Origin of the sequence: Bradyrhizobium sp. CCBAU 051011, assembly GCF_009930815.1 — a bacterium.
Lineage (GTDB): Bacteria > Pseudomonadota > Alphaproteobacteria > Rhizobiales > Xanthobacteraceae > Bradyrhizobium.
In genome coordinates, this window is the sequence record NZ_CP022222.1 from 5571440 (window position 1) to 5597805 (window position 26366).

20 protein-coding genes and 2 pseudogenes are annotated in these 26366 nt (G+C 59.3%); 4 read left to right on the plus strand and 18 right to left on the minus strand.

All coding sequences use genetic code 11. From position 1 onward, the window contains the following. Positions 1–224 precede the first annotated feature (224 nt). From ACH79_RS26080 to ACH79_RS26100, 5 genes are read right to left on the minus strand one after another with little or no spacing between them, the layout of a single operon-like run. Positions 225–1814, minus strand: a complete 1590-nt coding sequence (locus ACH79_RS26080) for an MBL fold metallo-hydrolase (RefSeq protein ID WP_161853512.1) — start codon at positions 1812–1814, stop codon at positions 225–227. Continuing rightward, positions 1811–2731: a ribose-phosphate diphosphokinase gene (locus ACH79_RS26085; RefSeq protein ID WP_161853513.1), complete on the minus strand. Its 921-nt coding sequence runs from the start codon at positions 2729–2731 to the stop codon at positions 1811–1813. Before ACH79_RS26085 ends, ACH79_RS26080 begins: the two co-directional genes overlap by 4 nt. Further along, complete coding sequence (locus ACH79_RS26090; protein ID WP_161853514.1) at positions 2728–4281, minus strand: thymidine phosphorylase family protein; 1554 nt, start codon at positions 4279–4281, stop codon at positions 2728–2730. Before ACH79_RS26090 ends, ACH79_RS26085 begins: the two co-directional genes overlap by 4 nt. Before the next feature lie 36 nt (positions 4282–4317). Continuing rightward, positions 4318–5157: a universal stress protein gene (locus tag ACH79_RS26095; protein ID WP_161853515.1), complete on the minus strand. Its 840-nt coding sequence runs from the start codon at positions 5155–5157 to the stop codon at positions 4318–4320. A 27-nt stretch (positions 5158–5184) separates the two neighbouring features. Beyond that, the gene (locus ACH79_RS26100; RefSeq protein ID WP_202639039.1) at positions 5185–5610 is read right to left on the minus strand and encodes a cation transporting ATPase C-terminal domain-containing protein; all 426 of its coding nucleotides are present in this window, start codon (positions 5608–5610) and stop codon (positions 5185–5187) included. 249 nt (positions 5611–5859) lie between these two features. Here ACH79_RS26100 and ACH79_RS26105 point away from each other — a divergent pair. Then, a pseudogene (locus tag ACH79_RS26105) lies at positions 5860–6300 on the plus strand (phosphate ABC transporter ATP-binding protein); the annotation flags it as partial. Here ACH79_RS26105 and ACH79_RS26110 read toward each other — a convergent pair. Further along, positions 6234–7244 (minus strand): trehalose-6-phosphate synthase, encoded by a 1011-nt coding sequence (locus ACH79_RS26110; RefSeq protein WP_371419282.1) that lies wholly within the window; start codon positions 7242–7244, stop codon positions 6234–6236. The pseudogene ACH79_RS26105 and the gene ACH79_RS26110 sit on opposite strands and share 67 nt — an antisense overlap. Before the next feature lie 574 nt (positions 7245–7818). On the opposite strand from ACH79_RS26110, the gene ACH79_RS26115 reads away from it, so the two are divergent. Further along, positions 7819–8136 carry a hypothetical protein gene (locus ACH79_RS26115; RefSeq protein ID WP_161853517.1) on the plus strand — a complete coding sequence of 106 codons (318 nt, stop codon included), beginning with the start codon at positions 7819–7821 and terminating at the stop codon, positions 8134–8136. 20 nt (positions 8137–8156) lie between these two features. On the opposite strand, the pseudogene ACH79_RS26120 reads toward ACH79_RS26115, so the two are convergent. Beyond that, positions 8157–8622 (minus strand): annotated as a pseudogene (locus tag ACH79_RS26120) (IS701 family transposase); the annotation flags it as partial. 121 nt (positions 8623–8743) lie between these two features. Between ACH79_RS26120 and ACH79_RS26125 the strand changes: the two are divergent. Beyond that, positions 8744–8989, plus strand: coding sequence for a hypothetical protein (locus ACH79_RS26125; protein ID WP_161853518.1), 246 nt, complete (start codon positions 8744–8746; stop codon positions 8987–8989). A gap of 597 nt (positions 8990–9586) precedes the next feature. Here ACH79_RS26125 and ACH79_RS26135 read toward each other — a convergent pair. From ACH79_RS26135 to ACH79_RS26185, 11 genes are all read right to left on the minus strand, one after another. Further along, positions 9587–12292, minus strand: a complete 2706-nt coding sequence (locus tag ACH79_RS26135; RefSeq protein WP_161853519.1) for an HAD-IC family P-type ATPase — start codon at positions 12290–12292, stop codon at positions 9587–9589. A 727-nt stretch (positions 12293–13019) separates the two neighbouring features. Further along, a complete protein-coding gene (locus ACH79_RS26140; RefSeq protein ID WP_161853520.1) occupies positions 13020–13853 on the minus strand; it encodes a universal stress protein in 834 nt (277 codons plus the stop codon). A gap of 484 nt (positions 13854–14337) precedes the next feature. Continuing rightward, entirely contained in the window at positions 14338–14571 is a 234-nt protein-coding gene (locus tag ACH79_RS26145) for a hypothetical protein (RefSeq protein WP_161853521.1), read from the minus strand. Between the two features lie 7 nt (positions 14572–14578). Further along, on the minus strand, positions 14579–15928 hold the full coding sequence (nhaA, locus tag ACH79_RS26150) for a Na+/H+ antiporter NhaA (protein WP_161853522.1): 1350 nt from the start codon (positions 15926–15928) through the stop codon (positions 14579–14581). Between the two features lie 507 nt (positions 15929–16435). Beyond that, positions 16436–17794: a TRAP transporter large permease subunit gene (locus tag ACH79_RS26155; protein WP_161853523.1), complete on the minus strand. Its 1359-nt coding sequence runs from the start codon at positions 17792–17794 to the stop codon at positions 16436–16438. Further along, positions 17791–18393 (minus strand): TRAP transporter small permease subunit, encoded by a 603-nt coding sequence (locus ACH79_RS26160; RefSeq protein ID WP_161853524.1) that lies wholly within the window; start codon positions 18391–18393, stop codon positions 17791–17793. Before ACH79_RS26160 ends, ACH79_RS26155 begins: the two co-directional genes overlap by 4 nt. A gap of 110 nt (positions 18394–18503) precedes the next feature. Further along, complete coding sequence (locus ACH79_RS26165) at positions 18504–19631, minus strand: TRAP transporter substrate-binding protein (RefSeq protein ID WP_161853525.1); 1128 nt, start codon at positions 19629–19631, stop codon at positions 18504–18506. A gap of 463 nt (positions 19632–20094) precedes the next feature. Then, entirely contained in the window at positions 20095–20982 is an 888-nt protein-coding gene (gene hflC, locus ACH79_RS26170; RefSeq protein ID WP_161853526.1) for a protease modulator HflC, read from the minus strand. After that, positions 20979–22085 carry an FtsH protease activity modulator HflK gene (hflK, locus tag ACH79_RS26175; RefSeq protein WP_161853527.1) on the minus strand — a complete coding sequence of 369 codons (1107 nt, stop codon included), beginning with the start codon at positions 22083–22085 and terminating at the stop codon, positions 20979–20981. The genes hflC and hflK overlap by 4 nt, the downstream gene beginning before the upstream one ends. 188 nt (positions 22086–22273) lie before the next feature. Next, entirely contained in the window at positions 22274–22867 is a 594-nt protein-coding gene (locus tag ACH79_RS26180; RefSeq protein ID WP_246738716.1) for a response regulator transcription factor, read from the minus strand. 5 nt (positions 22868–22872) lie between these two features. Further along, a complete protein-coding gene (locus ACH79_RS26185; RefSeq protein ID WP_161853529.1) occupies positions 22873–23892 on the minus strand; it encodes a sensor histidine kinase KdpD in 1020 nt (339 codons plus the stop codon). A 556-nt stretch (positions 23893–24448) separates the two neighbouring features. Between ACH79_RS26185 and xoxF5 the strand changes: the two genes are divergently transcribed. Then, positions 24449–26245, plus strand: coding sequence for a lanthanide-dependent methanol dehydrogenase XoxF5 (gene xoxF5, locus ACH79_RS26190; RefSeq protein ID WP_161853530.1), 1797 nt, complete (start codon positions 24449–24451; stop codon positions 26243–26245). The last annotated feature ends 121 nt before the right edge of the window (positions 26246–26366 follow it).

Sequence of the window (26366 nt, forward strand, 5' to 3'; positions counted from 1 at the left end):
TCGTAGGAACTCAAGCGCCTTCCGCGCGTCCATTCCGTGTAGAGCGGCAGCTCCGGCTTGTGCTTGGAGAAGCCGTGGCGATTGGCGAACTCGGCGTCCTTCTCCTGCAGGTGTCCTGAGTCCGGCAGGACGTCAGGTCGATGGACGCGAACAGAAGATTTTGCCGGAAAAGTCAAGCTTCACAAGGAGGGGTAGGGCGCCGGAGTGATCGAGATTCGTATGGGTCAGGACAACGCTCGCCGCAGGCGCCTGATGATGACGCCGCGCGCGCGATCGTCGGCGGCGGCCTCGATGCGGTCGTTGATGTCGAGGACGAGCTTCGACATGTCATTGTGCCAGTCGAGCGCAACCACGGCCTCCGGCACCAGCCGCCGGCGGCGGGCTGCCTCGGCCGGTGTCGGCACAGCGGCCGATAATTCGTAGATATCATCCAGCAGCGGCTGAAACACCCGCGCCGCCGGAATGATGCGCTCGGAAACGCGTTCGGCGAGGCCGGCAATGGCGGGCTCCTCGCCATGGACGAGAAACAGGCCGCGCAGAATCGGGCGGCGCGCGGCGATCCATCGTGCCAGTTGCGATCCGTCGGCGTGTCCGGAATAATCGTCGATGCTGCGGATGCTTGCCGCGACCTTGATCTCGTTGCCCTGGATGCGGACGGCCCTGGCGCCATCGGCGAGAAACCGGCCGAGCGTTCCCTGGGCCTGGAAACCAACCAATAACACGGTAGCTCTGGCGTTCCACAGCCAGTTCCGCAGATGATGCCGGATACGCCCAGCGTCGCACATGCCGCTGGCCGCGATGACAATGTGAAAGCCAGTCAGCTTGGCAATCGCCTTGCTCTCATCGACCGTCTCGGTGAACCGCAGCTGCGCCGAGTTCAACAGCCGGCGGAGGTCGACTTCGGGATCGAGGCTTTCTGCGTGCTTGCGGAATACCTCCGTCGCGCGGATCGCCAACGGAGAATCGAGAAAGATCGGAGCAGGGGGGATGTCGCCGCGTTCCATCAGGTCGACCAGATCGACGAGAAGTTCCTGGGTGCGCTCCACCGCGAAGGCCGGAATTAGCAGCGCGCCCTTGCGGGTTGCGGCGTCGCGGACTTCCTCGGCTAGACGCGCGCGACGCGCATCTGGGGAGGTCACCGGCCGCTCCCTGTCGCCGTAGGTCGATTCAGCGATGACATAGTCGAAGCTCGAAGGGGCGTCGGGATCGGGCTGGAGCAATTTGGCGTCCGGTCCGATATCGCCGGATGCGAGAATGCGCATTGGCTTACCTGGTGTATTCCCATCGGCAAACTCGATCTCGATCGAGGCAGAGCCGAGCAAATGCCCGGCGTTCCAGTAACGCGCGCGAACTCCCGGAATCACGTCGAGCCATTTTTCGTACTCGACCGGGGTAAACGATTGCAGCGAGGCGACCGCATCGGCCTGCGTATAGATCGGACTGACCTCGCCGCGTCCGCGTGCGGCGTTGCGCCGGTTCAGCGCCAGGACTTCCGACTCCTGGATGCTGCCGGCGTCAGGCAACATGAAGGAACAGAGATCGATGGTGCCGCGTGTTGCCAAGATGCGGCCGGCAAATCCGCTGCGCACGAGCTTGGGCAACAGGCCGCTATGATCGATATGCGCGTGAGTCAGCAGCACCGTATCGATGTCGGCGGGGCGAAATGGAAAGGCCCTGTAATTCAACTCCTTCAGGGTCTTCTGTCCCTGAAACAGGCCGCAATCGACCAGGAAACGTCCGGCCCGGGCTTCAAAGAGATAGCAAGAGCCCGTGACGGTGCGCGCCGCGCCGCAAAACCGGATGGTCACACTCATCGAGAAATCTCCGAAGCATGTTCGTGCATCAATTCGCCTTTCACGGCATCGACGAGCAAGTTGTCGAGCGCGATGGCGTTGGTGGAATGAGGCACGCTGTAGGTCGATCGGATCGAGCGAATGCCTGTCGAAGTCATTTCACGGCAAAGTTCTTCCGGAAACAGCGCGTGGGTGACGACGGCATCGATCGTCGTCGCGCCGGCCGCGGAGAGCGCCTTGGCGCAGGCGATCATGGTGCTGCCGGACGACACGATATCGTCCACAATCAGGGCGGGACGGCCGGCAACGCATGCCGGGTTCGGAAATTCGATTGCGACGGAGCGGTCGCCGCGGCGGGTCTTTTTCGCAACTGTATAGGATAGGCCGAGCCGGTCGGCGAGGTCGCTGACCCAGGGCAGAGACTCCGCATCCGGTCCTGCCACAACGGTCATGGGATCGAGACCGGTCTTGCGCAACGCGTCTGATATGGCCGGCATGGCCGAGAGATTATCGGACTCGATACCGGGAAATACGATCCTGATGTCAGCGGTGCGATGCAAATGTGCATCAACGGTGATGACGCGGTCCATGCATCGGGCGAGGAGCGGGCCGATCACCCTCTGGCTGATCGCTTCACCCTCGTGGAAGACCGTATCCTGCCGCATGTAGCAAAGATAAGGCGCGACCAGCACGAGGCGTTGCGCGCCGCCCCGCCGCAGTGCTTCGGCAGCAAGTGTCAGGGCAATGAGCTTGTCGTTGGGACGGTCGAGCGAGGCATAGATGATCGTCGTGGACGCTGCCCGTCCGGCGGTCACCCGCATTTCGCCGTCGGGGAACGTATGGATGGCGATCTCGTGAATCGGTAAGGCAAGTCGCGCGGCGAGCCGGGATGCGTCGCGGGATGACGATGGCAGGCTTTGAATGACGGCTACGCTCACGGGGCGGCCTCGATGGGAGCCGGATGGCGGGCGCCGACGAAGTAGCCGCTGTTGCGCCTTGCAGCGGCGACGGCAAGATCGAGTTCCGCCTGGTCGTAGGCGTGGATTCGGTAGAGTGGCTGGCCCTTCTCTACACGATCGCCGATCTTGCAGAACAGCTTAATGCCAGCACCCTTGTCGATCGGCGCGCCCGCGGTCCGTGCCAGACGGTTCAGTTGCAGGCAGTCGATCTCGGAAATGGAGCCATCATTGTCAGCGCGAACGTCAAATGTCAGTTTTCCGATGTCGTTGCGGCAGGTCGAAGGCCCCTGCGCATCAATGATCTCCTGCATTTTCTTTAAAGCCGCGCCGCTGTCGAGCAGTTCGCGAGCGCGCGCGTAACCTGCCCCGCCGCGAAGCTGGGGATCATATTCCAGTAGATGCGCGGCAAGTCTCAGGGATTTTTCGCGCAGATCGGCTGGCGCGCTTGCGTCCTTGGCGAGAACAGCCATCACATCGCCGGCCTCCAGAACCGGGCCGATGCCGTTGCCAATTGGCTGCCGGCCGTCGGTCGTTATCACCTCTACCGCAATGCCGAATTGGTCGCCGACGAACTCAAACAGCTTGCGTAACCGCATCGCTTCTGTCGCATTGGCAAGCTTGGCCATCGGTCCGACTGGGAGGTCGATCAGCAGATGGGTCGAACCCGCCGCGAGCTTCTTCGAAATGATCGAGGCAACCATCTGCTCGCGGGTATCGAGGCATAGCGGGCGTTCGACGGAAATGAGAATGTCGTCGGCCGGCGACAGATTGACGTGCCCGCCCCAGACCAGGCAGCCGCGGCACGCGGCGACGACTTCCTTCATCTCTTCCACCGACACGTCAACCCGTGCCAGCACTTCCATGGTGTCGGCTGTGCCTGCCGGGGAGGTGATCGCGCGCGATGATGTCTTGGGAATGGTGAGGCCATGCGCCGCGACGATTGGGACCACGATCATGGAAGTTCGATTTCCCGGAATGCCGCCGATGCAATGCTTGTCGACGATGATGGGGCTTGGCCATTTCAGTTGCGTCCCGGCCGCCGCCATCGCGTGGACCAAAGCAAGCAACTCGCGGCTGGTCATGAAGCTTGCCGAGCCGATCAGGAACGCCGCGATCTCCATGTCCGAATAGCGGTAATGCGTGAGGTCGCTGATGATGGCGTCGATCTCAGCGGGCTCGAACGTTCGGCCCTGAATCTTGCCGCGAACGGCATCGAGGCTTTCAGGCGGTGCAGCGGGGCTGACCGTCACGAGACTGCCCGCTGGCTCGGCAAAGCGCCGGAACGCCGGCTCGGAAAGCCCGACTTCATCGGATCCAATCAGCGCGTCGTCGTCCGTGATCACGAGCGTGGCAAGTAACACCTTCGAGCCGCACTGCAATTCCACCCGGCTGAAGCCGCGGAATAGGTCGGGCCGCAGTGCGCTGGAGTGGCGCGAAATTACGACGACGTTTTCGCGTCCCGTGTCCAGGCTGACCCGGCGGACTTTCAATGGCGGACGGGAATTATCTCTGTTGGTGTCTTCCGCCATCGGACCTCCACGGCGCGCCGAAGGCTGACGCGGCCCTCAATGCGAAAATAGGATCGGGAGCGGCGGCTTCGACAGCAGGCTCTTGGTGGCGCCGCCCAAGATGAACTCGCGCCATCGCGAGTGCCCATAGGCCCCCATCACGAGAACGTCGATCCGGTGCGAAACGGTGTAGGCTTCGAGCACCTCGCCGATCCCTCGGCCATTGGCATCGACCTTGTCGAGCACCACGTCGATGCCGTGGCGCGCCAGGTTTTTGGCCAGTGCTTCGGCGGAATGCCTGCTGTCCAGCTTCTTTTCGTTGGTGACGGTGACGATCCGCACCTTCCTCGCCTTTTCGAGCAACGGCATGGCATCGGAAATAGCGCGGGCCGCGGCGCGGCTGAAGTCCCAGGCGATGGCAACGGTGCCCAGTTCGAACGGGCGCGCACGCGGGCTCTCGGGCAGAACGAGGGTTGGCCGCCCCGACCCGAATATCACGGCTTCTGCGTACCACTGGTCGTAGCTTTCCGGCACCGGCACGATAGTGAGGTCTCGAAGCCGTGCGTGGTCTACCAGCAGATCCGGCACGGCGTAGGTCGGGCATTTTTCGAGATGGGCTTCGTGCAGAATACCGGCCTTGTTTGCGGCGGCGTCGAATGCCGCCAGCATGGCCTTGGCGCTGTTTCGGCTCTTTTCCGTTTCCCCCGCAATGATCCCGGGAATATTAGCCGTCGATCCGGAAAGGAAGTGCCCGGGCACTTCCACATGCACCTCGCAGGCCACCGCCGCCAGGTGAGCGCCGAAAGTTGCGGCAATCGCGACCGCATCCTCGGTAACCGACGCCGGGGTGGGATCGGGATAACTCGTCAATGTCACCAGAATGTCCTTGAACGCCATGGGGCTCTCCTTTTTCCGAGACGCAATCTAGCGTTCCGTCGGCTTCGGCGTTTGATCCATCGCAAGAGGTTGGCTTGGCCGGCTCTGGGACTGCAGCTGCGGGCGTAGCAGCGGCTTCAGCATTTCCAGCGCGAGCAGCGCAATGAAGCCTGCACCGAGCGTCAGGGCGAGATCGTCGGCGTGGAGGGGGCCGAAGGCGAAGAGCTGGTTCGCAAATGGCCAAAGCATAGTGAGGGCCAGGATAACGGCGACGGCGGCGAGCACCGCGGCCAGCGTCCGGTTCGGTCGCCGCAGGGCGGTGAGCAGCGATGCGCTGAAGGATCGGTTGACCAGAATCAGGCTGACGATCACGACGATGAGCGAAAAGAACGTCAACGCCCGCACTTCGGGCACTGGCATGTCCGATCTCAGCGCCACGACGTAAACCGCAGCGACGACCACAAACGCCAGCACCCCCTGCAGCAGGCTCCATTCTGCCAATTCAAGCGTTCAACCGGGTGTCTCGCCCGGGCGATGATTTCCACTCCAATGCCGCCGCAGCCGGCCTTGTTTTGTTGGCGATTACGCTTCTTCTCAACGGTGTCGCCATTTACTTCCGCTATCGGCTTCGAAAGAAGCTGCAATGGTAAGGCCTGATTTGCGAGCGCATACGGCAAGCCCGGAGTTACGGAGTTTTCAATGAACACCCACAGCGCACCAACAATGCCATCGGTGACGATTGGCGCATCTAGCGAAGTTCTCGCAAATCGGTCGAAAATTACCGCAAAGAATGTCAACGTCTTCTACGGAGAGAAACAGGCGCTTTTTGACGTTACGGTCAATATTCAGGAGAAGTCGGTCACCTCGTTCATCGGTCCCTCCGGTTGCGGCAAGTCGACGTTCTTGCGTTGTCTCAATCGAATGAACGATACGATTCCGATATGCCGCGTTACCGGCGACATTGAGATCGATAACACCGATATCTATGAGCGTGGCCTTGACGTGGTTCAACTTCGTGCCCGTGTAGGTATGGTGTTTCAGAAGCCAAACCCGTTTCCCAAATCGATTTACGACAATATCGCCTATGGGCCTCGAATTCATGGTCTCGCACGCAGCAAGACGGATATGGACGGGATTGTTGAAACCAGCCTCAAAAAAGCAGGACCGGCGAACGCTTTGAACCGGTGCTCGAGGCCCTTACTGTAATCCAGCCGGTCCACCCCAATGATGAGCTGGCGCCCCCGCAGACTCTCCTGCAGCCGGCGTGCCGTTCGAGACGTCACAGCGCGACTGGCCATTTGGGCAATGGCTTCAGTATCGATCCCGATCGGGAAGGCGCCGGCGCGAAGAACGCGATCGAAAGCCTGAATCTGGCCATCGGACGAAACCTTGCCTTCTGCGCGGCGAACGATGGCGTCATGGAAGGCGGTCAGATCCTCCACCGTTTGGAAGCCTACGAGATCGTAAGCGCACAGTGATTTCAGCAGGTCGCCGTAGCGGGGAAGGGTCGCCAGCACCCCCAAAGACGGAAACGGCGTATGCAAGAAGAACCCGATCCGTTGTGTGGCCCCGGCGCGGCGAAGTTCCTCGGCCATCGGGATCAGATGATAGTCATGGACCCAGACGAGGTCACTCGGCCTGAGCAGGGGCGCGAGGGCGTCGGCGAGTAGGGCGTTCACCCGTCGATAGGCGGCCAAGTCCCGGCGGGTAAAGTTCATGAGGTCAAGACGATAGTGGAATAAGGGCCACAATGCCGCGTTGGAGAAGCCGCTGTAGTAGCCGTCATGGTCCGCGCGGGTAAGATCGACAGTGGCGTACGTCACTCCCTCGGTCTCGAAAACGTTCGGCTCTGGTGTTGTTTCTCCTAGCTTGCCGCTCCACCCAAACCATAAGCCTCCAGCCTGATGCAGAGCGTCGACGAGGCCGGTCACAAGTCCGCCGCTGCGCTGCGCAGCTTCTCCTGGCAAGGCGACACGGTTGGAGACGATGACCAAGCGGCTCAAGCGGGTCCTCTCCGCGCTATCAGGGTTGCGTGAAGCCGAGCCGCCAAAAGATCTCGGCGAACACGGCGCAAATGATCGAGCGGTGACATCCACCGGAGCCCACATTCGCCTCGCTCCTCGCGCGAAGATCCGCACGTCCTTCTACCGGAACCGATGGTCCCGTCATATTGAGCGGCAAGATCACGGCTTACCCGTAAAACATATAGATCTTCTCGCAGTAAATATAGGATACTCTGCCGAGGAGCTGGGGTTCTCGGGCGCCGTCTAAGACTGATCTTCCGCAGGACTTCGACGGCAGAGGCCCGGGGTGTGCCTCTCGATCTCAGCCAGTGCAGCGTCGAGCGAGGCGTGCGGCCCTTGCTGTATGCTGGCCATGGTTTCCGATGCGTGGCCCTCCGGATAGATCATGAACTGACGGGGGCGCTTGCCGTGATGCGCCCCATCGAGCGCCCGAGCAGGTCCGTCAGCTGCCAAACCGTGCCTGCCTCTGCAGGTGTAACGATCACATCCATGGTGAACCTTGAGCCTCTACGCCGCGCGAACAAACCCTTGCAATAACCGATGGGCGAACTACCGAGTTCCGCGGCCGCGGCATTCTCGGTACTGGAAGGATTGCCGCTTCGGATCGACCCGCGATCGAGCGAATGGCGTTTAATGCCGATATGTGCGATTATGTAGCATGGTCAAAAAGAAAGATCGAAGGCCAACGTCGGGAGAAGAAATGGTAACCGCTCTCGACCGTTGGGACGAGGAAGGCGGAGCGCAGGAGCTGGCGTGGCCTTTACCCTATGAAGCCCGCGATTTGCGGGACGTGGAGCGCAGAGTCTTGGAATGTCTGGGTGCCGCCCTGGTCAGCGAATGGAATGATCTTCCTGCTGACGTCCAACGCAGGCTCTTCGAGCACGCGGCCTCGGGCAAATCGCACAACGCCACTGTGTTGAAGACGCGGATCGCCCGTTTCCTGCACGATCATAAAGGCGCCTCGCGTATGCGCTGACACTACCTTGGCAGATTTGTTCACGCCGTTGCTTTTCGCTGACCCGTCTTCTGCAGTATGGGTATCGCGGATCTGATGGCCAAAGAATGAGAGCGACGATGGTGGACGCACGGCCGGCAGGCTGGGCTGAGGTGGCCCGTCGATTCTTTTTTCTGTCCCGTCTTGGCAATGCGGCAGTGCTGCAAGAAGGCGTAAGCAATCATCGTCATAAGAGTGTGACGGGGAAGACCGTGCTAGGACAGTCCCTCGAAGTGATCGAGACCGAATTGCTCTTTCAACTGTAGATGCGCTTGCTCGCAGATCCATCGCGCCTTGACGGTTGCAGCCAACCGCCCCAGGTCTATCTCGGCGGGTAGATTTGCGAGATAATATTTCTTATCCCCGAGTCGCTATGCTCGCCGATCGCCAACTCGCATTTCTCCACTTGGCATCAGCAAGCATCTCGTCCGCCGGCATCGACAAGAAGTCCGGGATGTGTATTGCCCTGTATTTGGTGACTTCGCAGCCATCTCATGATAAAGAGATAGCCAGCTAGGCACAAAGAGCACGGTAACGGATTGCTTCACTATAGCGCCGATGCAAAGCCGTTTCTGAAGGATAGCCGATCATGACCATGCGCTCCAGACGCGAAACGGTCACCTTCAAGCATCCCTTCCGGATCAAGGGCATCGACCGCCTCTTGCCTCCTGGTGCCTACGAAGTCATCACCGATGAGGAGATGATCGAAGGATTGTCGTTCGCGTCGTTTCGCCGGGTTGCCACCATGATCACGGCGCCGGCGGCGCCGCCGCGCACTTCAACGATGGAGATGATTTCCATCAGTCCGGTCGATTTGGCTGACGCTGGGCCGTAAAGGGAAAAGAGGCATTCGCTTTGGAACGGGCGACCGATGCGCCCACCATCTCGCAGGAAAGGCCACAGGATCGGGCATGACCGATGGCGGGCGGCGCGGGGATTGCAAATTTCGCAGCGCTGCCCGCGATCGCGCGGCTTGGCGCCTGTGAGGGCGACGCTCTATCCAGCTGAGCTACGGGTGCTTACTGCTTACGCAGTGCATACGCGGATTTCGCGTATGAGTGAACCCCAACGCGAAGCCCTCGCGAGCCATTGCAGTATAATACTTCTTCCTCACTTTTCGCACCCGCCGGCTTGACACGTGCCTTCGGAGGGCAATGGTCGACTTAAAGCTGCCAGCCGCGGAATGATCTGCTCGACCAATCGCAAGAATCGGGAGTTACGAGCGGCGGTTCTTCCGAACACTTTGATGTTGCAGCCAGTGAGCTGGCGCAGATCACGCTGCGCTCGGTCGTTGCCCAACATGAGCTCGCTCACGGCGAGCGAAGGTCATCGATGCCGAAGGCGAGCAGCACATTTAAATCATTCGCCGCGTTGCCGTCAGGGACGCTCCCTCTATTGAGTTATCCAATCACAATCCAAGCGTCGTCAATCATCACGTGTGGTTTCGAGCAAAAGCCAAGCGCAGTTGCTTTTCGGTCTCGATAATCGCAAAGAACACCACACCGACGGCCACAACAAGCGCTCCGTCGAAGAACGGAACTGATTGCGTTCCGAACACAAGCTGCAAGGGAGGGAGGTAGGTCACCGTAAACTGTGCGCCCGTGATGACGATCACGGTGCCCCAGATCACCTTGGTGCCCCGGACAGCCTCCCAAGTCAGCGAAGTTCCGTAGATATTGCGGATAAAGAAGAGATGGAAGATTTCCAGCACGACCAAAGTGTTTAGCGCCATGCTGCGCGCGAGCTCGGCCGAGTACCCCTTGTCGATTGCGTAAGCATAGATGCCGAATACGCCGCCGAGGAACAACGTGGAAACGAAGACGATGTGCCAGACCAGTCCCGCGTTGAGAAGCGGCTCGTCCCGTGGACGCGGTGGACGGCGCATGGTGTGTGCCTCTGTCGGTTCGAAGGCCAACGCAATACCGAGCGTGATGCCGGTGATCAGGTTGACCCAGAGTATTTGCACAGCCGTCACTGGTAACGCCATCCCTAAGAGAAGCGCCACGACAATCGTGAAAGCCTCGCCAGCATTTGTGGGGAGCGTCCAGCTGATTACCTTTTTGATGTTGTCGTAGACCGTGCGTCCTTCGCGCACCGCCGCTACAATCGATGCAAAATTATCGTCCCCGAGCACCAGTTCCGATGCTTCTTTGGCCGCTTCGCTGCCCTTGCGGCCCATTGCGATTCCTGCATCGGCCCGTTTCAACGCCGGCGCATCGTTTACCCCATCGCCGGTCATAGCGACCGTTAGACCGCGAGACTGAAGAGCCCCGACCAGGCGGAGTTTGTGCTCGGGGCTGGTGCGGGCAAAGATATCAGTATCGAGCGCCGCCGCGGCCAGGGCCACGTCGTTCATCCTATCCAGGTCGGATCCGGTCAGAACCATGTCGGAGTTTTGCAACCCGATCTGCCGGCCGATAGCGGCGGCCGTGCCGGCATGGTCGCCGGTGATCATTTTCACACGAATACCTGCGCCGTGACATTCAGCCACCGCAGCGACAACTTCGGGACGTGGCGGATCAATCAGGCCGACGAGACCGATCAAAACAAGCTGTTCTTGGAGGTCTGCTGTTTCCAATACCGTATGGTCAGGCGGCACTTGGCGCGTCGCAAAAGCCAGCACGCGTTGGCCCTTGGCGGCGATGCTGTCGGATATCCCGTGCCAATACGCCCCGTCCAGCGGGTCGGTGCTGCCCAGCGCATTGCGCTGCATGGAGCACATCGCGAGAACTTGCTCGGGCGCGCCTTTGACATGGACGAACGCGTGGCCTTCATGGTCGTGATGGAGGGTCGCCATGTAACGGTGCCGGGCGTCGAACGGGATGACATCCGTCCTGGTCCATCGGGAGAGCTCCATCGGTTGACTGCACAAAATTTTCCTGGACAGCGCCAGCAAGGCACCCTCCATGGGATCGCCCTCGACCGTCCAAACGCCGTCGCGCTCGTGAATCGCCGCGTCGTTGCACAGCAGCGCAGCCGGAGCCAATTCATCTAGGATGGCGTGGTCATTCGGAGCAATAATCGTATCGCCGAATCGGATCTCGCCTGTCGGGGCATAGCCGCAGCCATCGACCGAGAAGACATCGCGCCCAGCAGCGACCGAAGCGACCATCATCTCGTTACGCGTCAGCGTGCCTGTCTTATCGGTGCAGATCACTGAGACCGACCCCAGCGTCTCGATCGCAGGCAACCGGCGGACGATGGCGTTTCGCCGCGCCATGGCCTGCACGCCGATTGCGAGCGTGATGGTCAGCACGGCGGGTAATCCCTCCGGAATCGCTGCTACCGAAAGACCCACGACGGCCATGAACAGTTCGGAAAATTGATGGTGCTCGACGAAATAGCCGAAGATGAGCAGCACCGCCGCGATCAGCAGGATCAGGATCGTTAGCCATCGGGCGAAGGCGTTCATTTGACGGATCAGCGGCGTGGTCAGGGTCTCCACCCTGGAAAGCATTCCGCTGATCCGTCCGATCTCCGATGCTGCGCCGGTGGCCACCACCACACCACGCCCGATGCCGCCTACCACCAGCGTGCCGCTGAAAGCCATGGACGAACGATCGCCGAGTGCTGCATCTGTCGCAACCGGCTTCGTTGCCTTATCGGCTGGCACGGATTCGCCACTCAGAATCGCTTCCTCGATGCGCAGCCCATCTGCCTGGAACAACCGCAGGTCGGCAGGCACTTTCTCGCCGGGCTCCAAAAATACGATGTCGCCGGGAACGACCAGTGCGCTATCCAGACTCTGACGCTGGCCATCGCGCAGCACGGAGGTATGGGGTGCCAGCATCTGGCGGATGGCGTCCATCGCCTGTTCCGCCCGACCTTCTTGGATGAATCCAATCATGGCGTTGGCGACGACAACGGCAAGGATGACCCCGGTGTCAATATAGTGCCCAAGTCCGGCTGTGATGACTGCGGCACCGAGAAGTACATAGATCAGCACATTGTGGAAGTGCGCCAGGAGCCGGAGGACAGGATTAATTCGTGGAGCCTCAGGAAGACGATTGGCGCCAAACTTGCTCAGACGACGTTCTGCTTCATCCTGGCTCAGACCTTTCGCCGTCGCATCGAGTGCGTTGAACGTCGCATCCACCGGAGCAGCGTGGTGCACAATCGGCGTGCTTTCGTCGCGCATGCGGTAACCTCCAGGATGAACAAGCCCGCCCGATAACTGGCATCGCATGCGACTGGATCGGGAAGCGACATAGACGTCGCGACTGACGTCTGCGAACACAGGAATTCAATATCTCTGGCGTTCGAAGATCCTATTGATCCGGCTCAATGCTGAAGCGTAGGGCACGCTTTTGCTGACATACAGTGGTGCACGACCGCACGCTTAATGCGGCGCGCACAGACTTGCCGTGCCATAGGGGCGCTCGCAAGCCGGCTGGCAAAGGCAACAATCATCCGAGAATCGCCGGTGAACAACTCCGCACCACCGACGATCGCCAGAACAAGTCCGAGCGAAAAGACCGGGCCAGGAATTAGACGCGCAATACCCCACGGCAGATCGCCAGCTCCCGTCAGAATTACGGTCATAAAGACATGAAGGCGCCTGCCAGCAATTCCAATGTGATGAGCCCGATTGCATCTCGTCCGGCCTTCGCGGCACCAGTTGCCTCGCAGGCCAACGCTGCCTCTGGTGGCAGCGGCGTGTTGGTGCCGGGGGGCATCTAACGAACCCTCTGGCGCCTACTTCATGCGGTCTCCCAGCTGCGGTAGAAAATTGTAGGACGTTGTCGTCGCTCATCGGCTCGGGGTTAGCTGTGGTCCGCTGCCGATCGTTGCCCAATCAGGAGCCAAGACCCAAAACACCGATTTTTACGGAGAGCGGCCCTGAACAGAACATCACGAGGTTCCGCTCAATGATAGATAAAGAGCGCGCAATGAGGAGCCTCAACGAGAGACGCCGTGGTCGAGCCAAAAAGAAGTTCCCGGAAACCACGATGCCCGTAAGCGCCCATAACTAGGGTTCCAATCTTTCGGTCCGAGATCTCAATTCGCAACACTTCGGACGGATGAACCGTCGACGTAATTGGATTCGCTTCAACTCGGTAGCCGTGGTTGTGAAGATAACCCATGACGCCACTCGTGCGTCGCGCAGCGAGTTCTTGGCTCGTATCGATGGATGTAACATGAATACGTCTGGCCTTTCCGATACCAAGCAATGCAAACAGCTGAACAGCTCGCATGGCAGGCAAGCTGCCGTCGTAGGCGATCAGGATGTCGTCACCCTTCGGCAATTCATCGGGGCATACGACAACGGGCCGCGGCGGCATCAATAACAGCTGCGAAAGCATTTCAGGCAGTTGTTCACGTATGTTGCCATGGAATGCCGTGTCGTGGCCGGTGATGACCAAGTCACGTGTTTCGACGGCCATCTGTAACGCTTGGAGCGGATCGCCTACAAACGAGAGCCAATCGAGCTCATTATGGTGGGCAATGCATTCCCGCTCGAAAGTCTCATGCAAGCGTAGACGCATATCATCAGCCTGCTTTCGCAACTGTTCTTCCAGCCTCCACTTCCAGTCTGTTCCGCCAGCGACGCCAGGCATACGCGTCTCAATGTAACTCAGGTCAATGCCAGCCAATCCGGACAGCTCCGCTCCGGTCTGCTGTGCCAAAGCAAAGGCGTATGTCCGTGCGCTTACGGACGATGGTGTTTCGCCTAAAAGAAGCAATATTCGCTTGAGCATGACTGCGCCTCATATGAACAAATATACTCAGCAGTGCGCTTGTCTTTCATTGACTAAGATCAATTTAATGGCACGGATAATTCCGCGGTATTCCTGCCGCTTGAGGCCGACTGGCTGGATACTTTGTCTGTGGTCGGCCGCTCATGACGATTAGCGTAAGTCAAACCGGCTCGTTTCGGAACGCCCCGAGGGAGGGGGGATGATAGCGCCGATTCTGTAGCATGCGGCCGATCCTTCGACCGACCTGCGATTTTCAACCGAGTCGCTCCGCACCCAGCTGACCCCATCAAGTGCCGAATTGAGCACGCAAAGAACACACGCACCCGACGACGTCATGCAACGCACTGAATCGAGTTGTTGTCCTTGACCGCTTAAAGAACACAATCGACCCGAAGCGGCCCTTTGACGCGAGAGGGCATTTTAGAGTCAATTGGTTCAAGCCTTACGCTTTGCGGGGGTGGCAATGTCGTGCGCAACTACGAAGTCAGATTTCGCCGCTATGGGTCGAAATGAGGCGGACATGGGTAACACCTACTGCATTGGTCGTGACGTAATCCTGAGCTGCCGCAATCAGACGCCGTACCGCGAGATGATTGAACGCAGCGTGCTTCGAATTTAGATGCAGATCGGTTTCCACGACCATTACGTTCGTGGTTTCGGCTGGTGTAATCTCAATGGTAAACGAAACGAAGCATACGTGGGGACCTTTGAATGCCATTTTGACCTCACACCCTCGATTTCTTGTCTTTGACTAGCAGCGCGCCCCAACACAAACCGAGGCAAGCCGCCAGTACCGAGCCCGCTATCACGCCGAGCTTCGCCGCGCCCAACAGGTTTTCATCATCAAAGGCCAGCAGTGCAATAAAGATCGACATCGTGAATCCGATGCCGGCCAGCAGACCGACCAGGCAGACGCCAGCCCAAGAAACTTCGGGCGGCAGTCTGCCCCATCCGATTTGGACCATAAGCCACGTTACGCCCACAACGCCAATGGGCTTGCCGGCGAGCAGGGCAATGGCGACGCCGCTCATCACCAGTTGCGATCCCCCAACGGATAGATCAACGCCGCTCAGGCTGACGCCTGCATTCGCCAACGCGAACAGTGGCATTACGCCGTAGGCGACCCATGGGTGAAGTACTGTTTGTACACGAACGACCGGAGGCAGCATTTCCCGGTTGGCCAGCTGAAGTTGCTGTAGCGGGCGCTCCATCCGGTGAGCGCTCTTCGCAGTCCCGACAAGTCTGCGCAATTCGGCTGCGACGCGGGTCACCACGTCCACCGGATGTTCCCGCATCGGCATGGGTTTCACAGGCGTCATCAACCCAAGAACGACACCGGCGAGGGTCGGGTGAGCACCAGCCATCAGCAGACCAGCCCAAATCACCGCGCCAGCGGGCACGTAGGCGTAGGCTGAACCGATGCCGATCCGCTGAAGCCCCAGCACCAGGAGCGAGCCCAAGCCAGCGACCACGAACCCGCCGTAGGAAAGGCCTCCCGAGTAGAGGACGGCAATGATCAGTACGGCAATGACGTCGTCGATGATTGCCACGGCCAGAAGGAAGACGCGAATGTTGACGGGGATAGACCGCCCCAGCAAGGCAAGTATTCCGACAGCAAAAGCGATGTCCGTAGCGGTGGGCACCGCCCAGCCATGGCGGCGGATGGGGTCGGCGTTGATCGCGATATAGATCAAAGCGGGGACAATGACGCCGCCCAGCGCCGCGGCTATCGGGAGTGCGGCCTGCCTAAGATTGTTCAGCGCGCCTTCATGGATTTCACGCCTGATCTCCATGCCGACCACCAAGAAGAAGACGGTCATCAAGATATCATTGATCCAGAAATGCAGCGTCTTGGAAAAGACGAAAGGCCCAAGGCCGATCGAAAGGGGCATATGCCAGAGAGCATCGTAACTCTGGGCGAAGGATGAGTTTGCCCAAATCATCGCTGCAATAGCTGCAATCAACAGCACGACACCGCTGACGGCTTCGACGTGCAGAAATCGCTGCAGCGTCTCAAACAAACGTTCAGCCAAAACTTGGGGCCGTGGTAGCTGTCGATGTGGTGCTTCGTCCATGGACACGCGCATTCTGCGCGGCGGCCCGACCAACGCACCAGCCTGTCTCGCTGCACCATGCAGCCGACACCCGTGCTCTTATTTCACACGTAAAGGATAAATCAAGCAATCGCAAAGCGGCGTGGAGGGCCTAAATCTTTCCTTAAGTCCAAAGGAGCGGAGGACCGCGGGAGTTCAAAAGCGCGGAACTCGGGCGCAATTGGTTTCATCCCGACCGCTTCCACGACCGCTACTGTTGGATTTTGTTGTAAAGGTCGGTTGCTGCAGATGGGCAGTCGGCCAACTCGTTGAAGAGGCCGGCTTTGATCCGCCGGCCTTACGAGATCGAGCGACAGCCAGCAGAACGTCTTTATCAAGAAAGGCGCGTTGCCGGTCGTAGGGAACTGCCGCGTCTGATTGAGAGCGGCATGGCGTCGACGGCACTCGTGATCACGTGGTCTCGAAGTTCGCGTGTATCGGCAGGTTGAGGCCGAGCAGATGGGGCTCATGCAAACCCCGTCATCCGTTTCACGGTCCGGTTAGCGAACCATAGAGGTATCCGGGCAGCCACAACGCAATGCCCGGGAAGATATAGACCAGCGCCATGGTGAAGAAGACCAGGCCGACGAAGGGGAGCGTGCCGGAGAAGATGTCGGTCAGCTTCACCTGCGGCGGCGCAACGCCCTTCAGATAGAAGGCGGACATCGCGACGGGCGGCGTATTGAACGCGGTCTGCGTGTTCAGTGCAACCAGGATGCCAAAGAAGATCGGATCGATCCCATAGTTGGGAAGCAGTGGGAGGAAGATCGGCACGAAGATGATGATGATCTCGGTCCATTCCAGCGGCCAGCCGAGCAGGAAGATGATCACCTGGGTCAACAGCAGGAACCCGATCGGCGACAGGTTCATCGAGGTGAAGAACTGTTCAACCACCGATTGTCCGCCAAGGACGGCAAACACCGCGGAGAACGTCCACGACCCGATGAACAGGTAACAGACCATCGCGGTGGCGCGCACGGTCAGATACACGGATTCGCGCATCATCGTGAAGTTGAGCGAACGATAGGCGGCCGCCAGAACGATGCTCATGAGGGCGCCTACCGCGGCCGCCTCGGAGGGCGTCGCGAGCCCGAACAGGATCGCACCGAGCACTGATGCGATGAGCAGCGCGAGCGGCAGGAATGACGTGGCGAGGGCCCAGATTACCGTGCTGAGAGGCACGTTGGTCTGCTCCGGCGGCAGCTTCGGCGCGAGCGCAGGATTGATGATCGCGCGTGCCATGGCATAGAGAATGTACAACAGAGCCAGCAGGAACCCCGGAATAAACGCGGCCGCATAGAGCTTGACCGCCGAAACGCCGGCAGTGGCTGCATAGACGATCAGAAGAATGCTCGGCGGAATCAGGATGCCGAGGCAGCCGCCGGCACAGACGACGCCCGCCGACAGCTTGGTGTCGTAACCGGCTCGAAGCATCGCGGGCAAGGCCAATAGACCCATTAGCGTGACGACGGCGCCGACGATTCCCGTGGCAGTCGCGAACATCGCACAGGTGATCAGCGTGGCCACCGCCAGCGCGCCCGGCACGTGCTTCATCGACAGTTGCAGCGATTGGAACAGGCGGTCGAGAATGTTCGCGCGCTCGACCAGGTAACCCATGAAGAGGAACAGCGGTACCGCGACCAGCACGTCGCTGGATGTGACCTCGAACGTCTTCTGCACAAGAAGCGTGAAGATCCGATTCTGGAAGAAATCCTGGCCGGCCGTGTAGTAGGCGTAGTAGCCGAACGATACGCCCATCGCCATCAGCGTAAAGGCGATCGGAAATCCGAGCATGATGATGAAGATGAACAGACCCAGCATCAGCATGCCGAGTTGAGGATCGGTCATGCGCCTGCTCCCTTCTCGCTCCGCTGCGCAGCCGCCTGCTGCTGCTGTCCGCGAATGATGAGGCTCTCGGTTTCCTCAACGTCGTGCAGGCGTTGCGGCCAGCGGCCGGTGCGGATGCAGAGCACACAGCGGATGACTTCAGCCACCCCTTGCAGAAACAGAAGGACACCGGTGGCTGGTATCAGCGCCTTCAGCGGAAACACCGGCACGCCAGCCGGACTGAAGATGCTGACTTCGCGGAAGCGCACCGACATGGCGGCATAATTCCAGCCCGAATACATCAATGCCGCGATCGCCGGCAGGAAGAACAGAATGTAGAGAACAAGGTCCATCGTCGCCTGGGTGCGCGGCGACCAGAGGCGGTAGACCGCGTCGGCGCGCACATGGCCGTTGCGCGAAAGGGTATAAGCACCCGCCATCAGGAACATCGCGCCGTAAGTGATGTAGCTGATGTCGAAGGCCCAGGTGGTCGGCGCACGCAGCACGTAGCGCATGAACACCTCGTAGCTGACGCCGAGCGTGAGGACCAGGATCAGCCAGGCGAACGCCTTGCCGACCCAGGTGCTGAGTTGATCGATGAAAAAAAGAAATTTCGTCATGCGAGCTGAACTCGCGGCAAGTCGCACATCCAGATGGCCCCCACCAGTTCCTGGCTGGGCGGCGCGTCAACCGCGCCGCCCAGCCTATTCATGCCGCGCCGCGAAGGTCGTCACACCTTGAGCACACCCGGGAAGTGATGCTCGAAGGCGCCGCGATAATCCGTCGCGTTGTTCATATTGTAGTAAACCACGCGGCGCACCCATTCCTTCTGCGAGTCCATCACCTTCTTCATGAATGGATCCGACCCTAGCTGGGCGATCAGGCCGTCCCATGCCTTGATCTGCGCATCGAACACCGACTTCGGCGTCCGCTGAACGTTGACCTTGTCCTTGCTGATCAGCTCCTGCAGGTCTTTGGAGTAGTAATCCATGGCCTTCCATTCGTTGGCGGACGATACGGCTTCCGCTGCATATTGCAGAATGGCCTTGTGCTCGGCGGGAAGGGCGTTGAACTTGGTCTTGTTGAACATGATCTCGAAATATTCCGTCGCCTGATGGTGGCTGCCCATCATGTAGTATTTAGCGACGTCCTGCGCGCCGAAGCGCCGGTCCGAGGTCGGGTTGTTGAACTCGAATCCGTCGATCACGCCGCGCTCCATGGCCGGCACGATTTCGCCGCCCGGAAGCTGTGCGACGGAAGCGCCCATCACCTGGAACAGGTCGGCGGCCAGACCCACCGTGCGGTATTTGAGCCCCTTCAGGTCGGCGTCGCTGGTGATAGGCTTCTTGAACCAGCCGAGCGGCTGGGTCGGCATCGGCATCGCGAAGAAACTCTTGATATTGACCTTCATGATCTGGTTCTGGAGCTCTTCGAACAGCTCGCGACCGCCGCCGTTGTGGATCCAGCCAAGGCCTTCATTGGCGTTGAAGCCGAACACGGGACCCGTGCCGAACAGCGATGCTGCCTTGTGCTTGCCGTACCAGTAGACCGTCACCGTGTGTGCCGCGTCGATCTGGCCGCCATGCACGCCGTCGAATACCTGGAACGGATGCACGACCGAGCCGCCGACCAGATAGTCGATGCGCAGCCGGCCCCCGGCCATCTCGTTGACGCGCTTCACATAGTCTTCGGCCATCTCGTTGAAGACGTCGGCCTTGCCCCACGAGCCCTGCATCTTCAGGGTCGCTGTCTGCGCCCGGCTGACTTGCGGCATGGCGATGGCGGCGGCGCCGGTAGCGCCGGCGGCCAGCAAAAATTTGCGACGGGTTGCCTTGGTCTTTTCAGACTTTGCAGTCATGGACGTCCTCCCTGGCGGCGTTGTTGTTCGAACGGCACTTAAGTGCGCTTCTGCAAGACGCTCACTGGTTATCCGTTCGTTACGCGCATCGAATGGCTGTCAAGATCCTCCGCAGCAAACCCCAGGACGTAGCTCAACACTAGAATAGTCGCGGAGATCGCGGTAATATCGACACACGAGAGGAAAGGCTTGGCTAGTCGCCGCGGCAATGACGGATGCCGGAATCGATAGACCCGGCCGGCCAGCGTAATCACTTCAAACGTTCGAATTGCTCGCGATCCGTTAGGTATCTTCCTCGTCGACATCTGGATATCTCCTCTCCAGCTCTTCGACCATAGCGCGGGCAATTTCCCGCTTCTTCCATGATGACGGTATCAGCGCCCAAATCCCGTACGTGATCACCCCGGACATGCGCCCCTGTGATGAGCAAGTCGGTACAAGCATCGCCTATTCTGCGGTTGATCTAGTCAGCTGCGTTTGTTTCGGGCTTGCCTCCTTCATTCCCGAAATACCGAAAAAAGTCGGAATTTGGCTTGAGCAGCATGCGCGTGTCTTCGGAGGCAAAGCCCTTTTCGTAGGCCTGGATGGTGCGGTAGAAGGTGAAGAAATCCTGATCCCGGTCGTAAGCTGCAGCAAAAATCGCGTTTCGCTCGGCGTCGCCTCGACCACGAATTTGCTCAGACCTGGAGTTCGCTTCCGCTACCAGAACCGTGACCTCCCGGTCTGCGCGCGCGCGGATCTCTTGAGCACGTTCATTGCCGAGCGCGCGAAACTCCGCCGCTTCCCGCTGGCGCTCGGTCTGCATGCGCTGGTAAACAGCCTGGCTGTTCTGCTCTGGCAGGTCCGCGCGGCGGATACGCAGATCTACGACCGAAATGCCCATGGCGGTCGCCTCCCGGTCGACTTGTTCGCGCATGCGGCCAGTCAACTGTGGACGCTCGTCCCGAACGACCTTTATGAAACTCGACTCGCCAAGGACTCGGCGTAGCGACGAGATAGCCAGTATGGACAGGCGCGAATTCGCGCCTTCGATCGAATTGACGGTCTGATAAAACTTGAGAGGATCCTGAATACGATAGCGAACAAACGCGTCGACAATGAGACGCTTTTGATCGGAGGCGATGACTTCCTGAACTGGTGCTTCTAGATCGAGAACTCTGCGGTCGATGGGGACGACCCGATCGATGAACGGCCACTTAGCATTGAGGCCAGGCTCCATTATCACTCGTATCGGGTCTCCGAATCGTAAGACGAGCGCTTGCTCGGTCTGATGGACGCTGAAAAGAGAGCCGTATATGAGCAGGGCTGCAAGAACGGCGAGTACACTGGCGTAGGTCACGCTAGGTCTCATTGCAATTCCCCTTTGCCTCTGGCGTCTGCTGCAGTCGGTCGCCGCACTTGCCGCGTTAGTTCGTTGAGCGGCAGGTATGGCACCACTCCGGTGCCGCCAGCATCAGCATCGATGATGATCTTGTCCTTGCCCGCGAACAGGCGCTCCATGGTCTCGATGTGCAGGCGCCGTCGCGTGACCACGGGAGCTTTGGCGTACTCGCCATAGACCTGAAGAAACCGCGCTGCCTGGCCCTTCGCCTCCACGACTGACTGCTCCCGATACGCCTCGGCGGCCTGGATGATCTGTGCCACTTGACCGCGAGCCTCGGGGATAACGCGGTTGGCATAGGCTTGCGCCTGGTTCTGAGCCCGCTCGCCGTCGGCGCGCGCGGCCTGCACGTCGCGGAAGGCGTCGATCACCTGTTGAGGCGGGTCAACTTTTTGCAGCTGTACCTGAGTGACCAGAATGCCGGCGCCATACTGATCGAGGGTGGTCTGCATCAGCTCTTGAACGGCACTTTCGGCGATTTGACGGCCCTCGGTCAGGATGGGCTGCAACAGCGAACGTCCAATCACCTCGCGCATCGCGCTTTCGGCGACCGCCTTCACCGTGCTCTCCTGATTGCGGACATTGAAGAGGTAGTCGGTCGTGCCATTTCGATCGGGACTGACGCGCCAGAACACGGCGAAGTTAATATCGACGATGTTCTCATCGCCGGTCAGCATCAAACCCTCTTCCGGAACTTCCTGCCCGACAGCGACCCGCCGCGTGTCCCCAGCGAGACGCATTCCGACATCGACCCGATTGATGCGAGTGACCTTCGGCGTCAGAGCTTGTTCGATGGGGTAGGGCAAATGATAGTTCAGGCCCGGCTGGACCATGCGGTTCATCTTGCCGAACCTCAATACGACTCCGTGCTCATCGGGTTGGACGCGGAAAAAGCCCGAGCCGGCCCACACGAATACGGAGGCCAGTGCAAGAACAAAAAGTCCCTTGCTGCCGAAATTGCCGCCGGGGTAATTCCGTTTGACCCATTCCTGAAGCCGCCGGATATACTCCTCCAGATCAGGCGGCTGAGAGTCCCTTCGCAAGGGGGGAGGGCCCCAAGGTCCAGTTGGCATGGTGGTTCCTCCGAGGCATGCATCTCGCCTCCAGCAAACTAGCCTTGAGATTGAGTAGGGCTTCGAAAAAAACCAGCTGTAAACATTGACAGTGTGGTGCAATGCCGCGTTGTTCGGTCAGTCTGGAATAGGGCGGCGTTGCGAGATCTACGAAATGAGATCGTACGCGTTTTGGACAGCATACGGTATCAAGTCTCAATGAGCCCCAGGAGCGCGCAACGGATTGCCGCTTGAACTCTCGTCGCCACACCGAGCTTGCGGATCACATTGTTTACGTGGAAATTGACAGTGCGCTCGCTCACGTTCATCAATACGGCAATGTCGGTGGACGATTTTCCTTTCGCGACCCAAGTCAGTGCTTCGATCTCCCGCCCGGTCAGGGAAAAATCGACGTGCTCCTGGTTTGGATGTTGGGCAAGACGGCTCCGGATGATTTCCACTAACAGCTCGAAATCAAGGGGTTTGGCGATGAAGTCGTCGCACCCCATTCGGCGCGCCTGCAGGTGGCTTTCGCGGTTGCCATACGCCGTAATGAACAGGAAAGGAACATTGCGCAACTGGCCCGCATCTTTGCGAAAGGCGCCGAGGACATCGAATCCGGTCAGGTGCGGCATGTCTATGTCGCACAGGATGAGATCCGGATGATGAGATAACTGCCTAATTCCTTCGACGCCATCCGTGGCGACAATGGTCTCGAATCCCTCATCCTCCAGAACCTCGACCAGCAGGTCGAGGGTTGCGGGATCATCCTCAATGCATAGGACTCGCGGGAGACGTGTCATCAAGGCTACGCATCCCTGCTTTGCGGAAGGTCTATGATTACCCTGGTGCCCTTGCCGAAATCGGTTTCGATGAGAAGTCGTCCGCTATGTGCTTCGACGATGCGCTCGACGAAATAGAGGCCCAGGCCCGCGCCGCTGGTCCCTTTACTGTTTTTCCCGCGGTAGTAAGGCTCTCTCACTCTCGGCAATTCATCCGGTGCGATGCCCCCACCCCGGTCCGCGATTGCGACGCGAACCATACCCGCGTGGGTCGCGATGTCGATCGAAATCGGCGCGTTGAATGAACCGGAATACTTGACGCTGTTCAGGACAACGTTCTCGAACAATTGGCGTAGCAGCATTTCGTCACCTTCCACTACTTGGGGTTCGGACGACGCATGCAATTCGATGGGGCCGCCTCGTTGGTCCTCCTTAAGCTGTTCCAAGAGCTTGGTGAGCAGAACCGTGACATCGATCCTCTGGCGTTCAACCGGGATAGTGCCGTCGCCCAGCGATGAAGCGAATTGTACCCGACCGACGATTCCCTCGATGCGTTCCGCGGCGCCACGAATTTTGTCGGCGCGCGCTTTCAGGTCGCTGGGAGAAATCCGCTCCGAGAGCTTGGCGAGACGGTAAGCCTGGCCCGTGATGGTGGTTAGCGCGGTGCCGATCTCGTGCGAGAGAATGGCCACGAAACGGCGCTGGTACTCGGCTTGCTGCTGCATGTCGACTTGGCGCCGATATTGGACTTTAACAAGCACTGCAACGACCCACTGCGTGGCAATGGCAATGAAGCGGTTAGCGAGCACCGCCGTCAATGGCAGTTCGCTCGACGGCAGAGCGAAAGATCCAGCGATTGATAGTGCGGTCGCCGTTGCGGCGTAAAGAAATGGTCGCGGCTGCAGCTCGAACAAGCTCACGAAAATCGGAATCGCGTATGCAAAGCAGGCTGAGACATTTTCGGGGTGGGTCCATATGTCAAAAAGGAAAATGGATCCCAGCAGCAGCCAAATGACCGCCCTGACTGAGCGCGTGCTGACGAACAAACGGGGTCGTTCGGTATGTCTCGTCCTCACCATCGATCCTCAGGTGCTGGACGCAGGTCGTGTATCGGGGCGCAGCTCGACCCAGGATACCTGACAAGGTTAACAGGTATGAAAGCCCGCGACCATGTGCAATCTCGTCACGGTGTTCGGAAGAATTCGAAGATGTTCTGCTGCTCCGGAGGCGCGACGACTTCGGAAGAGGGAGAAGGTCGTGACGACGGGCGATAGCCTTGGCGCAAAGACGAGCTCCAGCAAGCCCAAAAAGCATGTGTCCGATGGAGCAAAAGCGCTGGCTGTCTGGAGCAACGGCGGCTGCATAAGGACTGCAGCGTCGGCGGGGAGTTCGCGGGATCGAAAGCGGCCTCCGGTCAAGCGTCGCAATCTGGGCAAAGTCGTCACGCCGACCTAAGCCGATACGGTCGAAGTCTGCACCGAACGCCGAGAACCGCAGTACAGGCCAGAATCTTCATGTAGCGACAAGGCGTCACTCTTGCGGTCGCGATAAAGCCGCTTGCAGAGACTGGCCCGCACGACAATTCCAATAGGGAGGACTCAGATGAGCTATCTATTGCTCAAGATCTGCTTCAGCGCTGCAGCAATGCTCGCCACTGGAGCGGCCAGTGCAAACGATGAACTCATCAAGATGTCGCAGAACCCGAAGGAATGGGTGATGCCGACAGGGAACTATGCCAACCATCGCTACTCACAACTCAAGCAGATCACGTCCGACAATGCCGTCAAGCTGCAGGTAGCGTGGACGTTTTCGACCGGTGTCTTGCGCGGGCACGAAGGCGGACCCTTGGTGATCGGCAATGTTATGTACGTCCACGGTCCGTTCCCGAACCCGGTTTTCGCGCTTGATCTAAATGACGATGGCAAGATCCTTTGGAAATACGAGCCGAAGCAGGATCCCAATGTGATTCCGATCATGTGCTGCGACACGGTCAATCGTGGTGCGGCCTATGGTGATGGCAAGATCTTTCTGTACCAAGCTGACACCACGCTGGTCGCTCTGGACGCTAAAACCGGCAAGGCAGCCTGGTCGGTCAAGAACGGCGATACGTCGAAGGGCGAGACGGGCACCTCGGCTCCGATGGTGGTCAAAGACAAGGTGCTCGTCGGCAATTCCGGTGGCGAATTCGGAGTTCGCGGTTCGATGACAGCGTACGACATAAAAACCGGCAAGCAGGCATGGCGTGCGTATTCAGTCGGACCCGATGGCGAGATGCTGATCGATCCGCAGAAGACCACAGAACACGGAAAGCCCGTCGGCACTGATTCCAGTCTCAAAAGCTGGGAAGGTGACCAGTGGAAGATTGGCGGATCCACGACCTGGGGATGGTACTCCTACGATCCCGAACTTAACCTGGTCTACTACGGCTCCGCTAATCCCGGGACATGGAATCCGAGCCAGCGGCCGGGCGACAACAAATGGTCAATGACGATATTCGCACGTGATGTCGATAGCGGAATGGCCAGATGGGTTTACCAGATGACTCCGCACGACGAGTGGGACTACGACGGCGTCAACGAAATGATCCTCGTCGACCAGAACATCGGCGGCACGCCGCGGAAGCTGCTCGTTCACTTCGATCGAAATGGCTTCGCGTACACACTCGACCGAACGAACGGCGAACTCCTCGTCGCGGAGAAGTATGATCCGGTGGTCAATTGGGCTACGAAAGTCGACATGGACAAGAGCTCACGAACCTATGGTCGTCCCATCCTCGATCCGAAGTACTCGACCCAAAAAGCGGACGTCAATGTGAGAGGGATTTGTCCGGCTGCGCTGGGAACGAAGGACCAGCAGCCCGCTGCATTCTCGCCTGAGACCGGCCTGTTCTACGTGCCGACGAACCATGTCTGCATGGACTACGAGCCGTTCAAGGTGAACTACACGGCTGGGCAGCCCTATGTCGGGGCAACGCTGTCGATGTACCCACCGCCCGGTGAAAACCGCATGGGCAATTTCATTGCCTGGGATGCCCGGACCGGCAAGATCGTTTGGTCGAACAAAGAGCAGTTCTCGGTCTGGTCCGGCGCCTTGGTGACCGCAGGCAACGTGGCCTTCTATGGAACGCTCGAAGGCTATCTGAAGGCTGTCGATGCCAAAACGGGCAAAGAACTCTACAGGTTCAAGACGCCGTCAGGAATCATCGGCAACGTGATAACTTACGAACATAATGGCAAACAATACGTTGCTGTTCTGTCTGGAGTGGGCGGTTGGGCCGGCATCGGGCTCGCTGCCGGGTTGACAGAGCCCACCGCTGGCTTGGGCGCCGTTGGCGGCTATGCGGCCTTGAGCAATTACACAGCGCTGGGAGGTCAGCTCACGGTTTTCTCGCTGCCTTGAGACTGAGCCGCAAACGAAATGACTGCAGTCATGGCGCCGCAGGGCCGTGCCAGCCGCAGCCGCGCTGGAGCATCAACCTCCAACTAGCGTTGTCGACCGGACTCGCTTTGTAAAATGCTCA

Coding starts and splice junctions, on each gene's coding strand:
- ACH79_RS26080 (WP_161853512.1), bottom strand. CDS start 1,814: ATGAGTGTGACCATCCGGTTTTGCGGCGCGGCGCGCACCGTCACGGGC.
- ACH79_RS26090 (WP_161853514.1), bottom strand. CDS start 4,281: ATGGCGGAAGACACCAACAGAGATAATTCCCGTCCGCCATTGAAAGTC.
- ACH79_RS26095 (WP_161853515.1), bottom strand. CDS start 5,157: ATGGCGTTCAAGGACATTCTGGTGACATTGACGAGTTATCCCGATCCC.
- ACH79_RS26110 (WP_371419282.1), bottom strand. CDS start 7,244: ATGTGGGCTCCGGTGGATGTCACCGCTCGATCATTTGCGCCGTGTTCG.
- ACH79_RS26115 (WP_161853517.1), top strand. CDS start 7,819: ATGGTCAAAAAGAAAGATCGAAGGCCAACGTCGGGAGAAGAAATGGTA.
- ACH79_RS26125 (WP_161853518.1), top strand. CDS start 8,744: ATGACCATGCGCTCCAGACGCGAAACGGTCACCTTCAAGCATCCCTTC.
- ACH79_RS26135 (WP_161853519.1), bottom strand. CDS start 12,292: ATGCGCGACGAAAGCACGCCGATTGTGCACCACGCTGCTCCGGTGGAT.
- ACH79_RS26140 (WP_161853520.1), bottom strand. CDS start 13,853: ATGCTCAAGCGAATATTGCTTCTTTTAGGCGAAACACCATCGTCCGTA.
- ACH79_RS26145 (WP_161853521.1), bottom strand. CDS start 14,571: ATGGCATTCAAAGGTCCCCACGTATGCTTCGTTTCGTTTACCATTGAG.
- nhaA (WP_161853522.1), bottom strand. CDS start 15,928: ATGGACGAAGCACCACATCGACAGCTACCACGGCCCCAAGTTTTGGCT.
- ACH79_RS26155 (WP_161853523.1), bottom strand. CDS start 17,794: ATGACCGATCCTCAACTCGGCATGCTGATGCTGGGTCTGTTCATCTTC.
- ACH79_RS26160 (WP_161853524.1), bottom strand. CDS start 18,393: ATGACGAAATTTCTTTTTTTCATCGATCAACTCAGCACCTGGGTCGGC.
- ACH79_RS26165 (WP_161853525.1), bottom strand. CDS start 19,631: ATGACTGCAAAGTCTGAAAAGACCAAGGCAACCCGTCGCAAATTTTTG.
- hflC (WP_161853526.1), bottom strand. CDS start 20,982: ATGAGACCTAGCGTGACCTACGCCAGTGTACTCGCCGTTCTTGCAGCC.
- hflK (WP_161853527.1), bottom strand. CDS start 22,085: ATGCCAACTGGACCTTGGGGCCCTCCCCCCTTGCGAAGGGACTCTCAG.
- ACH79_RS26180 (WP_246738716.1), bottom strand. CDS start 22,867: ATGACACGTCTCCCGCGAGTCCTATGCATTGAGGATGATCCCGCAACC.
- xoxF5 (WP_161853530.1), top strand. CDS start 24,449: ATGAGCTATCTATTGCTCAAGATCTGCTTCAGCGCTGCAGCAATGCTC.